Source organism: Mesorhizobium sp. M7A.F.Ca.US.006.01.1.1, from assembly GCF_003997935.1.
In the GTDB taxonomy this organism is placed as follows: domain Bacteria; phylum Pseudomonadota; class Alphaproteobacteria; order Rhizobiales; family Rhizobiaceae; genus Mesorhizobium.
Window position 1 is genome coordinate 1 of the sequence record NZ_RZQL01000184.1, and the last position, 14458, is coordinate 14458.

Here is a 14458-nt window from a genome sequence, read left to right on the forward strand (position 1 = left end):
CAGCGCCCCGCCGTAGAGGCGGGTTTTTCATTTCAGGCTCTCCTCCGCCTTCAGCCGAAAGCGCGTCAAAGCGTGATCGCATGCTTGCGTTCCCCATGCCCCATCTTGCATCCATCGATGATGCGGTTTACGCCCTCTGGCTGAAACGCATCGCACTGAAAGCGATGCGTTTCAGTTTTGTTTGAAGCATGTCGTTGTCCCAAACCGCTGCGCACTTTGGGCGACATGCTACCCCGGAGCGTTCAAACCATGCTTGACATCAAATGGATTCGCGACAACCCGAAGGCCCTTGTCGACGCGCTGGTGAAGCGCTCGTGGTCGGCTGACGAGGCGCAGTCCACGGTCGGCGGGCTGATCGCCTCGGACGAGGCGCGGCGCGAACACGTTACCGAGCTACAGACCAAGCAGGAGCGCCGCAATGCTGCGTCGAAGGAGATCGGCAACGCCATGCGTTCGGGCGATGCCGCCCTGGCCGAGACGCTGAAAGCCGAAGTCGGCGAGATCAAGGTCTTCATCCAGAACGGCGAGGCGCGCGAACGCGAGCTCGACAAGGCGCTGAACGACGCGCTGGCGGTGCTGCCCAACGTACCGTTCGACGACGTGCCTGTCGGCAAGGACGAGCACGACAATGTCGTCAAGCACATCGTTGGCAAGGTGCCGACGCGGCCGAACTGGGTGAAGGAGCACTTTGAGATCGGCGAAGCGCTCGGCATGATGGATTTCGAGCGCGCGGCAAAGCTGTCGGGCTCGCGCTTTACGGTGCTGAAAAGCGGACTGGCGCGGATGGAGCGTGCGCTCGGCCAGTTCATGCTGGACCTGCATACGACCGAACACGGCTACGAAGAAGTCATCCCGCCGCTGATGGTCAAGGACAACATCATGTTTGGGACAGGGCAACTGCCCAAGTTCAAAGAAGATCTGTTTTTTGGAGCATCGATTGAGTCTCGGTCGCAGCAGGCTGCCAGAATATTGGAGGATTGGCAGGATTCGTCCGATATCGAAAAGCTGAAGGCCGGCCAGAAAAATCTGGTTGAAACGGTGGGCACGATTTTCGAGCGAGCTCCCACAAGTGAGCAATTTTGGTTGATCCCGACCGCCGAAGTCCCGCTCACCAACCTCGTGCGCGAAGAAATCACCGCCCACGAGAAATTACCGCTGCGCTACACCGCGCTGACGCCGTGCTTCCGTTCGGAAGCGGGTTCGGCCGGGCGCGACACGCGCGGCATGCTGCGCCAGCATCAGTTCTACAAGGTCGAGCTGGTGTCGATCACCGACCAGGACTCATCGCTTGCCGAGCACGAGCGGATGACGCAATGCGCCGAGGAAGTGCTGAAGCGGCTCGGCCTGCCGTTCCGCACCATGACGCTGTGCACCGGTGACATGGGGTTTGGCGCGCGAAAGACCTACGACATCGAGGTCTGGCTGCCCGGCCAGAACGCCTATCGCGAGATCTCGTCCTGCTCGGTGTGCGGCGATTTCCAGGCACGCCGCATGGACGCGCGCTACAAGGACAGGGACGGCAAGGGCAACCGCTTCGTCCACACCCTCAACGGCTCGGGCACCGCCGTTGGCCGCGCGCTCATCGCCGTCATCGAAAACTACCAGAATGAAGATGGCAGCGTAACCATTCCTGAAGTGCTGCGGCCTTACATGGGCGGTCTGGAAAAGATCGAAGCGAAATAATGCGTATCCTCCTGACCAATGACGACGGCATTCATGCCGAGGGCCTGGCGTCGCTCGAACGCGTCGCACGTACGCTGTCCGACGATGTCTGGGTGGTGGCGCCCGAGCAGGACCAGTCCGGCTATGCGCATTCACTGTCGATCTCGGAGCCGCTGCGGCTGCGCAAGATCGGCGAGAAGCATTTTGCCGTGCGCGGCACGCCGACGGATTGCGTCATCATGGGCGTCAAGAAGATCCTGCCCGGCGCACCCGACCTGATCCTGTCCGGCATCAATTCGGGCGCCAACATCGCCGACGATGTCACCTATTCCGGCACCGTCGCCGGCGCCATGGAGGGCGCGCTGCTCGGCATACGCTCGATCGCGCTCAGCCAGGGCTACAGCTATGTCGGCGAGGATCGCGTCGTGCCTTACGAGACGACCGAGGCGCTGGCGCCGGCATTGCTGAAGAAGCTGGTCGCGACGCCGCTGCCTGACGGTGTTTTGCTGAACGTGAATTTTCCGAACTGCACGCCCGAAGAGGTCGCCGGCACGGTGGTCACCTCGCAAGGCAAGCTCGTGCACTCCCTGTGGGTCGACGAGCGCCGCGACGGGCGCGGCTTGGCTTACTACTGGCTGCGCTTCGGCCGCGAGCCGGTCGAAGGCAAACAAGGCACCGACCTCTACGCCCTTCGCAATAGGCTGGTGTCGGTGACGCCACTGCAGCTCGATCTGACCGCGCATGAAATCCGTGACCAGCTGAGCAAGGCGCTTGCATGAACCAGGGCCTCGATGACCGCGAAGGTTTTGCCGCCTTTCTGCTGCGCCTGCGTGGCCGGGGGACGGTGCCGAAGGCGCTGATCGCGGCCTTCGAGGCGACGCCGCGACGCGGCTTCCTGGCGGCCCAGTTCCATTCCATCGCGTGGTCGGACCGCATGCTGCCGATCGAATGCGGCGAGGCGATCGAAGGCGCCGACATGCAGGCGGCGGTGATCGCGGCGCTCGCTATCGAGCAGGGCAACCGCGTGCTCGAGGTCGGTACCGGCTCGGGCTACACCTCGGCGGTGATGTCGCGGCTGGCCGGGCGGGTCATCACCACCGATCGCTACAAGACACTCGCCGAGCAGGCGCGGCAGCGCTTCGAGGCGCTCGGCATCGGCAATGTGATCGTGCGCCACGCCGATGGTTCCGGCGGGCTGCCGAATGAAGGGCCATTTGACCGCATCGTCGCCTGGGCTGCCTTCGACAGCCTGCCGCGTTTCCTGCTCGACCAGTTGTCGAGCGGCGGTATCGTCATCGCTCCGATCGGCCCCGAAGAGGGCGAACAGGTGCTGGCCAAGCTGACCAAGGTCGGCAGCCGCTTCGAGCGTGAAGACATCGGCCTCGTTCGCCTGCAGCCGATCCTGCGCGGTGTCGCCGCTATCATTTAGCGCGCATGTTGATGTTCAGGCCGCGCCGCGTCGGTCGCGCCCGTCTTCGACCCCGGCTGGCCTGACCTGAAAATCTCCCCTCGGCTCGCTCTCTAATATTTTAAGAAAAATTGCGCCGGATTCCATGGGGTTAACCGTCGAGTAACATTAACGCGCTTTAATCATGCCTAGTTTGTACCGGGTATGTGCGGGTCAGTGCGATGCAACTCAGTGTTTTGAAGGCAAATGGACGCAATCTGGCGCGAGGTTGCGCTGTCCTCATGATTGCAGGCGCTGCGGCCGGGTGCAGTTCCCAGGTTTCGCGGTTCAATGGCGTCGACGACGTCTTTACATCCTCGACCAACAATCAGCGGACCATCATCAACAAGCAGGATGCCGTACAGCAGCCCTATCCGGGCGATGTCGCCGCCGCTCCGATCGATGGCAGCCATACACAATCGGTCAGCCGCTCCAGCCTCGAGCCGGTCTCGACGCGGCCGCTGCCGCCGCCGGTTGCCCAAGCGCAGCAGGCTCCCGAACTGGCGCCGGCATCGAAGCCTGTGCGCACCGCATTGGCCCCGGCACCGCATGTCGACAGGACCACGACCGGCACCGTCGCTCCGGCAGCGTCGCCTTTCAAGGTTTCGCAACCTGACGAACCCCGCGTGGCTGCTGCCGGCACTCCGCATGCAACCGAGATCGTCGTCAGGGACGGCGAAACGATCGGCGGCTTGGCGCAGCGCTACAAGGTGCCGTCCGACGTGATCATGAAGGTCAATGGGCTGAGCGCGACCAAGGGGCTGAAGACCGGCCAGAAGCTGGTCATCCCGGCCTACGCCTATTCGAGCAAGGGCGAGCCGAAGCTCGCGGATGCCAAGCCGGCGAAAGACACCAAGCACAACCTGCCGGCCACTGCGCCGGACAAGGTCGCCGTCCTGCCACAGCAGCCGAAGCCTAAGGAGGGCAAGTCCGCCGCTCAGGTCGACGCGTCGGCCGCAGCAAACCAGCCCAAGGAGCCCAAGCCGCAGGTTGCCAAGACGACCGGCGCTGCTGGGACCTACACGGTCCAGTCGGGCGACACGATGTCTTCGATTGCCAGGAAGACCGGCGTCGGCGTCGTTGCTCTAAAGCAGGCCAACGGGATGAAGGATGGCTTGCTCAAGATCGGCCAGACCCTGAAGGTGCCCGCCGGCGGAACCGCGACCGTCGCCGCTGCCAAGCCGGCCAAGGTCGATCCGGTGACGACGGCCACGACGCAGCCCGCGGCAAAGACCACGCCGTCGGAAACGCTGGCGTCCTACACGCCGCCGAAAAAGGATTCGAAGGTCATCCAGCAGGCCGAGGCCGACGATGCCGTCGCGCCTGATGCCACCGGCATCGGCAAGATGCGCTGGCCGGTGCGCGGCCGGGTGATTTCCGGTTTCGGCTCGGGCAAGGACGGCGTCGATATCGCGGTGCCGACGGGCACGCCGGTCAAGGCGGCCGAGAACGGCGTCGTCATCTATGCCGGCGACGGCCTCAAGGAATTCGGCAACACGGTGCTGGTGCGCCACGAGAACGGCCTGGTCACCGTCTACGGCCACGCCAGCTCGATCGAGGTCCAGCGCGGCCAGAAGGTCAAGCGCGGCCAGGAAATCGCACTGTCGGGCATGAGCGGCACGACGGACTCGCCGAAGCTGCACTTCGAAGTGCGCAAGAATTCCGCCCCGGTCGATCCCTCCGGCTATCTCGAATAGTTTCGAATAGAAGAAAAAAAGCAATTTGCGGGCCGTCTGACCTCCAGTCCTGCCCGCCGGCTCAGCCCGTTCCGAAAGGAGCGGGCTTTTTCAGTTTCAACGCGACGCGCCAGTCTTCAAGCTTCAAAGATGATCACGCAGGGTGTCGGCGATCATGACGCCAAGGCTGCTGGGCTTGATGCCGAGAAGCCTCTCCGCGTCGGAGGAATCGACCAGCAAGGGATTGTCGAAGAGGTAGCTCATCTCGATGAGCTCATGCATGCCAAATGCTTCCATTTCGGGGATGGAATAGGAACGTGTTTCTGGAATTTCACGGTGAAGCATTGCCGCGGTCGTCAGGATGAGTTCCCGGGGTGAGGCGTGTTGCGATGGAACATGGAACGCCCGTCCCCATTCGCCCGTGTAGCGGGAAGCAGCGACCAGCGTCCTGGCCACGTCCTTCGTGAAGGACCAGGCATGAGTTGCGTCGAGGTTTCCAATGAAAGCAGTCGGTTTCCCCTCGATTATGGAGGGCAGCGCGACCAGTGAGAAAGAGCTGATCGCACCATGTCCAAGATAGTCGCTGGACCGCACTTCGACGGCCGGTACGTCCGCACGGACCGCCCGCTGCCACATGATCGTCCGGGCGGTTCCTTTCTTCGAAGTCGGATCCAGAGACAGGTCGGAGTGAAGCGGACTATCGGCATGTTCGCCATAGCCATAGAGGTTTCCGAGAACCACAAGCTTCGCGCCGACCGCTTCCGCAGCCCGCACGGTGCCGTCGATGATCGGGAAGAAGTCGGTCGGCCACCGGTGATAGGCGGCCATGGCACACATGAAAATGGCGTCGGCGTCTCGGCAGATACGCGCCAGTTCAACGGCATCGGTGGCATCGGCCTGGACGGTCCGGACATTTTGCAGCGCGTTCGAACCGACACTCCGGCTCGTCAAGACAACATCATGGCCTTCTTCGCCCAGAAGCCGGGCGGTCTCGCGACCAACCGGGCCTGCTCCAACAACAACATAGAAACTCATGGCATAACCTCTCATCCAAGTTTTATGGAGAGGCGTAGGTACATAGCCACGGCATTGAAAATCGCGCGGGAATTGCCAATTCTTTGACAGGTTTTGCCATGAATCGAGAAAGCATGCTCTCGCAAGTCGCCCCGGCCCGATCCCCGTCCGACGTAACAATGGCCTCTCGGCATGTCGAAGCCGGGGTCCATCGCCTGCTCCGGGCGCCACACCATCGCATCATGGTGCATGCAAGTGCTGCGACGCGCTCCTACTGCCATGAGGTTCGACGATATTTCGTCAGGCGCGCCGGCGATATCGACCTGGTGCCTGCCGGCGAGGAGGGCGGGTTCGAGGCTGACACCCCATTCGACACGATCGAGATCGCGTTGCAGCCGGCCTTGATGGAACGGGTGGCAGCCGAACTTGGCGGCAAGGCGCGCGCATTGCCGCTCGGCACACGTCACCTGCTTCGTGACCAGCGCATCGAACACCTCGCGCGAGCACTCGAGAGCGATCTCAATGCGAGTTCGCCGAGCGGGTCGTTGTTTGCCGACAGCATCGGCGCCGCGATCGCTGTGAGGCTGCTTGGCCTCGGTGAACCTGATATCGATCGCGCGAGCCGATTGTCGGATACTCAGCTCAGGCGCGTGCTGGAGCATATCGAGGTCGCGCTGCACGAACCCCTTCCGATCCATCGACTGAGCCGGGTTGCCGGTGCCAGCAGTTCGCACTTGCGGACATGGTTCAAAGTGGCAACGGGCTTCACCCTGCACCGCTACGTGCTACGGCGCCGCGTCGAACGCGCACGCGTCCTGCTGCAGCAAGGCGATCTCAGCACCAGCGAGGTGGCGGAATTGACGGGCTTCGCACACCAGTCACATCTTGTGCATTGGATGCGCCGCGAGATCGGCCAAACGCCGCGTGATTTGCGGCGGTCGCAGCCGCCCAAATGATCTTGTCATTGGATGGGATTGGCGACGCTATCCAACGCGTCAGTCCTTCAGGGGCTTGCCGAGCCGGCCAGCCAGGTCCTGGGTGAACTGCCAGGCGACGCGGCCCGAGCGGCTGCCGCGGGTGGTCGCCCATTCCAGTGCTTCGGCGCGCAGTTGGTCGGAATCCATGACCAGGCCATGGTGCCGGACATAGCCGTCGATCATGTCGAGATACTCGTCCTGCGAACATTTGTGGAAGCCGAGCCACAGCCCGAACCGGTCGGACAGCGACACTTTTTCCTCGACCGCCTCGGACGGGTTGATGGCGGTCGAGCGCTCATTGTCGATCATGTCGCGGGGCAAAAGATGGCGGCGGTTCGAGGTGGCATAGAAGATGACATTGGCCGGGCGACCCTCGACGCCGCCTTCGAGCGCTGCCTTGAGCGACTTGTAGGAGGTGTCGTCGTGGTCGAAGGAGAGGTCGTCGCAAAACAGGATGAAGCGGAAGGGCGCCGCCTTCAGCAGACCCATCAGCTTCGGCAGCGTGTCGATGTCCTCGCGGTGGATTTCGATCAGCTTCAGCGGCAGGTCGGACTTGGCCTTGGCGTTGATCTCAGCATGCACGGCCTTGACCAGCGACGATTTGCCCATGCCGCGCGCGCCCCACAACAATACATTGTTGGCCGGATAGCCGGCAGCGAAGCGTTCGGTGTTGTCGACAAGGATGTCGCGGACACGGTCGACGCCACGGATCAGGCCGATGTCGACGCGATTGACCTTGCGCACCGGCTCCAGATAGCCCGGATCGGCCTGCCAGACGAAACAATCGGCCTCGCGGAGGTCGGTTTGGGGCACTGGCGGCGGGGCAAGGCGGCTCACCGCTTCGATCAGCCGGTCGAGTTTCTGGTTCAGGGCTTCAATGCTGCTGTCGGTCATGTCTGTCTTTTGTTTTCGCGTTTTTGACGTGTGGAGGCGTGGACGTGACCGATTCCGTGAGGTTGGAAACCGGTTGCAACCTTTTGTTCGAACGTGATCTTTTCCGAAAACCCGCTCGCGCTTTTCGCGATCATGCTCTAACACGGCTCAACAGGCCGGAAAAGCAGCCGATTTGGCCGGCCGCGCAGTTGCATTGACAACTTTACCGACTATATTCCGGCCAAATTTCAAGGGGCCGCCAAATTGGCGGCTGTTTTCAAAATTCAGGAGTACCTCGATGTTCGTGACACCGGCATACGCCCAAGGCGTCGGCGCTTCTCCCGACATGTTCATCAGCATTTTGCCGTTTGTTCTGATTTTCGTGATCATGTATTTTCTGATCATCCGGCCGCAGCGCACGCAGCTGAAGAAGCGCGGCGAGATGCTGGCGGCTGTCCGTCGCGGCGACACGGTCGTCACCGGCGGCGGCTTCGTCGGCAAGGTGACCAAGGTGATCGACGACAACGAGCTCGAGATCGACCTCGGCAATGGCTTGAAGGTGACGGCGCTGCGCTCGACGATCGCCGATGTGCGCGTCAAGGGCGAGCCGGTGGCCAACCAGAACGCCAAGAAATAATCCAATTTTAGGCGGAGCGATCCGCGGACACGCTCTGACGGACGACGCCATATGTTGTATTTCTCGCGCTTCAAGATGATCCTGATCTGGGTGGCCGTGGCCATTACGGTGATCCTCGCCGCGCCCAATCTCATCCCCGCAAGCACCTTGGCCCAACTGCCCAGCTGGGTGCCGAAGCGTCAGATGACGCTCGGCCTCGATCTGCAGGGCGGCTCGCACATCCTGCTGGAGATGAACCAGAACGATCTGATCAAGGATCGGTTGGAGACGACGCGCGACGAGATCCGCACTCTGCTGCGTGACGCCAAGATCGGCTATACCGGCCTCGCCGGCACCGGACGTGTCTTGCAGGTCCGCATCACCGATCCAGCCCAGCTCGATGCCGCCAAGACGGCGCTGAAGACGCTGACCGATCCGGTGGCTGCCGGCCTGTTCACCGGCGGCTCCATCCAGGAAATGACGCTCGACGATTCCGAGCCCGGCCTGCTCAAATTCAGCGTCACCGACGCCGGCATCAAATACCGCACGTCGACTGCATTGGCGCAGTCGATCGAGGTGGTCGAGCGTCGCGTCAACGAGCTCGGCACGACCGAACCGATCGTGCAGAGGCAGGGCGACGACCGTATCCTTGTCCAGGTGCCGGGCCTTCAGGATCCGCAAAGGCTGAAGGAAATCCTCGGCCAGACCGCCAAGCTGACCTTCCAGATGGTCGACCAGTCGATGCCGGTGCAGGACGCGCTCAACGGCCGTCCGCCCGCCGGCTCGTCGGTGCTGTATTCGCAGGACGATCCGCCGGTTCCGTATCTGATCGAGAACCGCGTCATCGTTTCGGGCGAAAACCTCGTCGATGCGCAGGCGACCTACAATTCTCAGAACAACGAGCCGGTGGTGTCGTTCCGCTTCGATTCGAAGGGTGCGGCGCGCTTCGGCCAGGCGACCTCGCAAAATGTCGGCAAGCTGTTCGCCATCATCCTCGACAATCAGGTGATCTCGGCGCCGCAGATTCGTGAGCCGATCCTCGGCGGCACCGGCCAGATCTCCGGCAATTTCACCGCCCAGAGCGCCAATGACCTTGCGGTGCTGCTGCGCGCCGGCGCCTTGCCCGCAACGCTGACGGTGATCGAAGAACGTACCGTCGGCCCGGGCCTCGGCCAGGATTCGATCCATGCCGGCAAGGTCGCCGGCATCATCGGCTCGATCCTCGTCGTCGTGTTCATGTTCGTCGCCTACGGCTTCCTTGGCTTCCTCGCCAACATCGCGCTGGCGGTGCACGTGGCGATGATCGTCGGGCTGTTGTCGCTGCTTGGCGCGACGCTGACCTTGCCTGGTATCGCCGGTATCGTGCTGACCATCGGCATGGCGGTCGATTCCAACGTGCTGATCTATGAACGTATCCGCGAGGAGCGACGAGCCGGCCGCTCGGTGATCCAGGCGATCGACACCGGTTTCACCAAGGCGCTGGCGACCATCGTCGATTCCAACGTCACCTCGCTGATCGCCACCGTGGTGCTGTTCTATCTCGGCACCGGGCCGGTGAAGGGCTTTGCCATCACCTTCGCCATCGGCATCCTGACCACGGTCTTCACCGCTTTCACCTTCACCCGTCTGCTGGTCTCGATCTGGCTGCGCCGGGCGCGCCCGAAGGAATTGCCTAAGGCGCCGGTGACCTTCGTTCCACCCGGCACGAAGATCCCCTTCATGGGCATCCGCCGCTGGACGTTCGCGCTGTCGAGCATCCTTTCGGTGCTGTCGGTCGTGCTGTTCATGACCGTCGACATCAACTACGGCATCGACTTCAAGGGCGGCTCGCTGATCGAGGTGAAGGCCAAGACCGGCAACGCCGATATTGCCGACATTCGTGGGCGGCTGACCGAACTCAACATCGGCGAAGTCCAGGTGCAGCAGTTCGGCGATCCGAACGACGTGCTGATCCGTGTCGGCTCGCAGGATGGTGGCGAGAATGCCGAGCAGACGGTCATCGACAAGGTGCGTGGCGAGCTGCAGGACACCTATGACTTCCGCCGTGTCGAAGTGGTGGGACCGACGGTTTCCGGAGAACTCGCCAAGCAAGGCACGATCGCCATGCTGATCGCGCTGCTCGGCATCCTGATCTATGTCTGGTTCCGCTTCGAATGGCAGTTCGCGGTCGGTGCCATCGTGGCGACGGTGCACGATGTGGTCATGACGCTCGGCTTCTTCGTCATCACCGGACTGGAGTTCAACCAGTCATCGCTGGCGGCGATCCTGACGATCATCGGCTATTCGCTGAACGACACGATCGTCGTCTATGACCGTGTTCGAGAGGATCTGCGAAAATACAAGCGCATGCCGCTGCCGCAGCTGTTGAACAACGCCATCAACGAGACGCTGTCGAGAACGACACTGACCTCGGTGACGACGATCCTGGCGCTGCTGGCGCTGGTTCTGTTCGGCGGCGAGGTGATCCGCTCGTTCACCATGGCCATGCTGTTCGGCGTCGTCTTCGGGACTTATTCCTCGATCTTCATCGCCGCACCGCTGTTGATCCTGTTCAAGTTGCGGCCGCAGGCTTCGGCCGACGAGGAGAAGCCGGTCAATGGCGGCAAGGCGGTCGCGACCTGACGCGCCGGGTATAACGGTGACCAGCAAAGGCATCGTCATCCGCGAGGCGCATTTTCCGGGCCGCGCGCCGATCGAAGCCTATGGCAATGGCGGGTTCCGCTTTGCCGATATGTCGCATCGCGGTTCGCTCATGTGCCTGCCGTCCGGCATCCATGGCTGGGAGCCGGCTGATCCTCTGGTGTTGACGGTGGCGGATTTCGACAGGCTGTTGTCCGAGGCCGACAAGGTCGAACTCCTGCTCGTCGGCATGGGCAGGGATCTCAGGCCATTGCCTGTGGCATTGCGGGCCGCGCTGAAGGCCGCCGGCATTGCATCCGAGCCGATGTCGACGGGTGCCGCGGTGCGGACCTACAATGTCCTTCTGGCGGAAGAGCGCGCCGTGGCCGCCGCGCTCATCGCCGTCGATTGACATGTCTCGAAGCGCTGAAATCGTCATGGAGGCGGTGCGCGTCGCCGACCATGACCGCTACCTGACCGCGCTCTACGCGCCGGCCGACAAGCGCGACCCGCTGTTTTCGCTCTATGCCTTCAATGCCGAGATCGCAGGCATTCGCGATCGCATCCATGAGGCGCTGCCGGGCGAGGTGCGGCTGCAATGGTGGCGCGATGTCATTGCCGCCGGTGGGGAGGCTGGCGCCGGCCATCCCACAGCCGAAGCCTTGAACGCCACCATAGCGACATTCGGCCTGCCGAAGCCGGCCTTCGAGAACATGCTCGATGCGCGCATCTTCGACCTCTACGACGACCCGATGCCGTCGCGCACCGATCTGGAAGGCTATTGCGGCGAGACGGCTGCCGCGCTCATCCAGCTTGCGGCGATGGTGCTCGATCCCGGCGAGGCGCCGCGCTTTGCCGAACTGGCGGGCAGGGCAGGCTGTGCGCAGGCGATGACCGGCCTGCTGCTGCTGTTGCCGCTGCACCGCAAGCGCGGACAATGTTTTGTCCCGGCCGATATTCTGGCGGCGGCGGGATCGTCGCCGGAAGAATTCGTTGCCGGCGACGGTGGACCCGGCGCCAAACGCGCGGCGGCGGCGATGATGGCGCTGGCACGGGAACATCTTTCCGCCTTCGAGCAAGGCGCACCGGCTCTGCCGGTCTCGCTGCGTCCGGCATTCCTGCCGCTCGCCCTGTCACGTGCCTATCTCGGCAAGATGGCGAATGGTTCGCCGCTCGAAGGCGTGGCGCGGCTGTCGGCCTTGCGCCGGCATTGGCTGCTGCTGCGTCGCGCGAGCAAGGGCTGGCCTACGCTTTGACGTAAACGTCAATCATGTTAAGACGCCCGCGCGCCAAACTGTTGCCGAAGACAACAGACCGGCCCGGAGGAGGTTCATGAGCTTACCCATATTGGTAGCGATCGTTACCTTCGGCATCGCGCTGTCGGTTGCGGCGGTGCATTTCACCGGCGGCAGCAAGACGGCGACGCTCAGCAGTGCCGATCAGGCAGCGAGCCGATTCGCCGAAGATTTTCCCGACGAGATCGTTGCGGCGGCCCGCCTGACAGCAGATGCCAGGACCGCTTTTCTGGATATCGGGCGAGGGCGCTTCGGTATCGTTCACAGCATAGGCGACTGCTTCTTGACCCGCATCGTCACGCCTCGAGATGTCGTGGTTTTGAACGCCGGAGACGGGAACGCGGTCTCATTGCGGCTCGCCGATTTCACCTGGAAGGGCGGCCGCTTCCGCTTTGCCAGCTCAACGGATGCGCTGGGCCTGCTGGAAGCCCTTGAGCCGCACCGTTCGAATTCCACTGGGGAGGCCGCGTGATGGACGACTACAATTTCCCGCAAGTCACCCAACTGGCCATCCCGTTCTTTGTTGTCGCGATCCTGATCGAGCTTTGGCTGGTGCGCACCGGCCGCGCCAAGGGTTCGTTCGAAACGCGCGACACCTTGACCAGCCTGATGATGGGCACCGGCAATGTCGTTGCCGGGCTGCTGCTTGGCGTGGTGTCCTACTGGGCACTGCTGTGGCTCTGGCAGTTCCGCGTCTTCAATCTCGGCCTGTCGGTCTGGGTGTTCCTGGCCGCCTTCCTGCTCGATGATTTGCGCTACTATTTCTATCATCGCATCGCGCACCGGGTGCGCTGGGTGTGGGCCGAACACGTCAACCACCATTCCAGCCAGCACTACAATCTGTCGACGGCGCTCAGGCAAAGCTGGACCGGGCTGTTCACCTTCATGTTCGTTTTGCAGGCGCCGCTGGTGCTGCTCGGCTTCCATCCGGCGGCGATTGCCTTCACATTCGGCTTCAACCTCGTCTGGCAGTTCTGGATCCACACCGAGACCATCGGCAAGATGTGGGGCTGGTTCGAATTCGTCTTCAACACGCCGTCGCATCACCGCGCCCATCACGCCACCAATCCGCGCTATCTCGACGCCAATTATGCCGGCACGCTGATCGTCTGGGACCGCATGTTCGGCACCTTCGTCGGGGAACTGGAGGAAGACCGGCCGCGCTACGGCATCGTGAAAAATCTCGGCACCTTCAATCCGCTGAAAGTCGCGTTTCATGAATGGATCGGCATGTTCAGGGATGCCTTTGCGCCCGGCCTGACCTTGGGCGATCGCCTGAACTATCTGATCAAGCCGCCCGGCTGGAGCCATGATGGTTCGCGCGACACATCGGAGAGCCTGAAGGCCGCCTATGTCAGGCGAAATCCGGGCGAAGCGGGGAAGCCAGGGCTGCCGGTGGCGAGTGCCGAGCCGGCCGAATAAATGTCGCCTCAGGATGGTTCACTCGATCCACCGTCGCGCATCAGCGCCTCATAGTCGCGACCGCCATAGAAGATGTTGACGATGCGGACGACATCGTTCTCGATCAGATAGGTGATGACGGCGGAATGCTCGAATGGAACGGTTCGTAATCCCCGAACGACATCGTCGCGCGAGCGACCGCCACGAGGTGCATTGCCGATACTCTGGCAGCGCTCTTCTATCCGATCCACGAAACCGTTGGCGATGTTTTCGCTGCCGCTGCTCTCAAGGACGTAGGCGCCAATTGCTTCAAGATCGGAAATCGCGTTTTCGCTAAGAACGACGGCGAGACGCTGGATCATCGCTCTCTCTCGCCAGTTGCGAAATCCGGCTCTTTACCCGGTCGATCGCCTCGTCGAGCGGAACAGCAGGTCTTTTGTCTTCGATCGATGCCTTCACCCGCGCCCTGATCGACACCATGCGTTCGGCATGCTCAGCTTCCTCACGCTGGAAAGCCCGAAGGGCGGCGCGGATGACCTCGCTCGCTGATCCGAAGGAGCCGTCCTCGACTTTCTCGCGGATCATACGCGCCATTGCAGGCGTGACGGTGATGGACAGTTTCTCGGCGGATTCCATGGGCGCCTCTTTTGGGCATAAAGTAAGATAGTATCCTACTTTGTGCCAGCAAGCTACTCCGCAGCTTCGGCCGTTTCCGCTTGCGCCGCCAATCCCAGCCATTGCCGGCAATCGGCGCGTGCGCGCGATGTGATGGCGTGGCGCTTGGCAACGGTCTTGTCCTTGCCGCGCATGCGTTTGCCTTCGGTCTTCGGGGCTTCCACCGGCGGGAACAGGCCGAAATTGACATTCATCGGCTGGAA

Annotated in this window: 17 protein-coding genes and 1 pseudogene; 12 read left to right on the forward strand and 6 right to left on the reverse strand. The window is 62.4% G+C overall.

From position 1 onward, the window contains the following. From EN943_RS37985 to EN943_RS26540, 5 genes are all read left to right on the forward strand, one after another. The coding region (locus tag EN943_RS37985) for a hypothetical protein (protein WP_206522809.1) at positions 1-185 on the forward strand (185 nt) is incomplete at its 5' end. Positions 186-249: 64 nt separating this feature from the next. Further along, positions 250-1683 carry a serine--tRNA ligase gene (gene serS, locus EN943_RS26525; RefSeq protein ID WP_127415251.1) on the forward strand — a complete coding sequence of 478 codons (1434 nt, stop codon included), beginning with the start codon at positions 250-252 and terminating at the stop codon, positions 1681-1683. After that, positions 1683-2441 carry a 5'/3'-nucleotidase SurE gene (surE, locus tag EN943_RS26530; RefSeq protein WP_127415252.1) on the forward strand — a complete coding sequence of 253 codons (759 nt, stop codon included), beginning with the start codon at positions 1683-1685 and terminating at the stop codon, positions 2439-2441. Before serS ends, surE begins: the two co-directional genes overlap by 1 nt. Next, entirely contained in the window at positions 2438-3091 is a 654-nt protein-coding gene (locus EN943_RS26535; protein WP_127415253.1) for a protein-L-isoaspartate(D-aspartate) O-methyltransferase, read from the forward strand. The genes surE and EN943_RS26535 overlap by 4 nt, the downstream gene beginning before the upstream one ends. A gap of 200 nt (positions 3092-3291) precedes the next feature. Beyond that, on the forward strand, positions 3292-4806 hold the full coding sequence (locus EN943_RS26540) for a peptidoglycan DD-metalloendopeptidase family protein (RefSeq protein WP_127415254.1): 1515 nt from the start codon (positions 3292-3294) through the stop codon (positions 4804-4806). 123 nt (positions 4807-4929) lie between these two features. Here EN943_RS26540 and EN943_RS26545 read toward each other — a convergent pair whose 3' ends face one another. Beyond that, on the reverse strand, positions 4930-5820 hold the full coding sequence (locus EN943_RS26545) for an NAD-dependent epimerase/dehydratase family protein (protein ID WP_127415255.1): 891 nt from the start codon (positions 5818-5820) through the stop codon (positions 4930-4932). A 113-nt stretch (positions 5821-5933) separates the two neighbouring features. On the opposite strand from EN943_RS26545, the gene EN943_RS26550 reads away from it, so the two are divergent. Continuing rightward, on the forward strand, positions 5934-6755 hold the full coding sequence (locus EN943_RS26550; RefSeq protein WP_127415256.1) for an AraC family transcriptional regulator: 822 nt from the start codon (positions 5934-5936) through the stop codon (positions 6753-6755). Between the two features lie 39 nt (positions 6756-6794). Here EN943_RS26550 and EN943_RS26555 read toward each other — a convergent pair whose 3' ends face one another. Next, on the reverse strand, positions 6795-7670 hold the full coding sequence (locus EN943_RS26555; RefSeq protein ID WP_127415257.1) for an ATP-binding protein: 876 nt from the start codon (positions 7668-7670) through the stop codon (positions 6795-6797). Between the two features lie 147 nt (positions 7671-7817). Further along, positions 7818-8039, reverse strand: a complete 222-nt coding sequence (locus tag EN943_RS37775; RefSeq protein WP_164778381.1) for a hypothetical protein — start codon at positions 8037-8039, stop codon at positions 7818-7820. On the opposite strand from EN943_RS37775, the gene yajC reads away from it, so the two are divergent. The 6 genes from yajC to EN943_RS26585 all read left to right on the forward strand — a co-directional run bounded on the left by yajC (position 7948) and on the right by EN943_RS26585 (position 13601). Then, positions 7948-8286 (forward strand): preprotein translocase subunit YajC, encoded by a 339-nt coding sequence (yajC, locus tag EN943_RS26560; RefSeq protein WP_127270542.1) that lies wholly within the window; start codon positions 7948-7950, stop codon positions 8284-8286. The two genes, EN943_RS37775 and yajC, sit on opposite strands and share 92 nt — an antisense overlap. A 51-nt stretch (positions 8287-8337) precedes the next feature. Then, entirely contained in the window at positions 8338-10887 is a 2550-nt protein-coding gene (secDF, locus tag EN943_RS26565; RefSeq protein WP_127415258.1) for a protein translocase subunit SecDF, read from the forward strand. Further along, a complete protein-coding gene (locus EN943_RS26570; RefSeq protein WP_164778382.1) occupies positions 10862-11296 on the forward strand; it encodes an Mth938-like domain-containing protein in 435 nt (144 codons plus the stop codon). The genes secDF and EN943_RS26570 overlap by 26 nt, the downstream gene beginning before the upstream one ends. A 1-nt stretch (position 11297) precedes the next feature. Continuing rightward, positions 11298-12140, forward strand: coding sequence for a phytoene/squalene synthase family protein (locus tag EN943_RS26575; protein WP_164778383.1), 843 nt, complete (start codon positions 11298-11300; stop codon positions 12138-12140). Positions 12141-12216: 76 nt separating this feature from the next. Next, the gene (locus EN943_RS26580; protein ID WP_127415260.1) at positions 12217-12651 is read left to right on the forward strand and encodes a hypothetical protein; all 435 of its coding nucleotides are present in this window, start codon (positions 12217-12219) and stop codon (positions 12649-12651) included. Beyond that, the gene (locus tag EN943_RS26585) at positions 12651-13601 is read left to right on the forward strand and encodes a sterol desaturase family protein (RefSeq protein WP_206522810.1); all 951 of its coding nucleotides are present in this window, start codon (positions 12651-12653) and stop codon (positions 13599-13601) included. Before EN943_RS26580 ends, EN943_RS26585 begins: the two co-directional genes overlap by 1 nt. Positions 13602-13609: 8 nt before the next feature. Here the strand turns inward: EN943_RS26585 and EN943_RS26590 are convergent, their stop codons facing one another. From EN943_RS26590 to EN943_RS26600, 3 genes and pseudogenes are all read right to left on the reverse strand, one after another. Beyond that, a complete protein-coding gene (locus tag EN943_RS26590; protein ID WP_127415262.1) occupies positions 13610-13942 on the reverse strand; it encodes a type II toxin-antitoxin system RelE/ParE family toxin in 333 nt (110 codons plus the stop codon). Further along, positions 13914-14216 (reverse strand): type II toxin-antitoxin system ParD family antitoxin, encoded by a 303-nt coding sequence (locus EN943_RS26595; protein WP_127415263.1) that lies wholly within the window; start codon positions 14214-14216, stop codon positions 13914-13916. Before EN943_RS26595 ends, EN943_RS26590 begins: the two co-directional genes overlap by 29 nt. Before the next feature lie 53 nt (positions 14217-14269). Beyond that, positions 14270-14458, reverse strand: a pseudogene (locus EN943_RS26600) (FADH(2)-oxidizing methylenetetrahydrofolate--tRNA-(uracil(54)-C(5))-methyltransferase TrmFO); the annotation flags it as partial.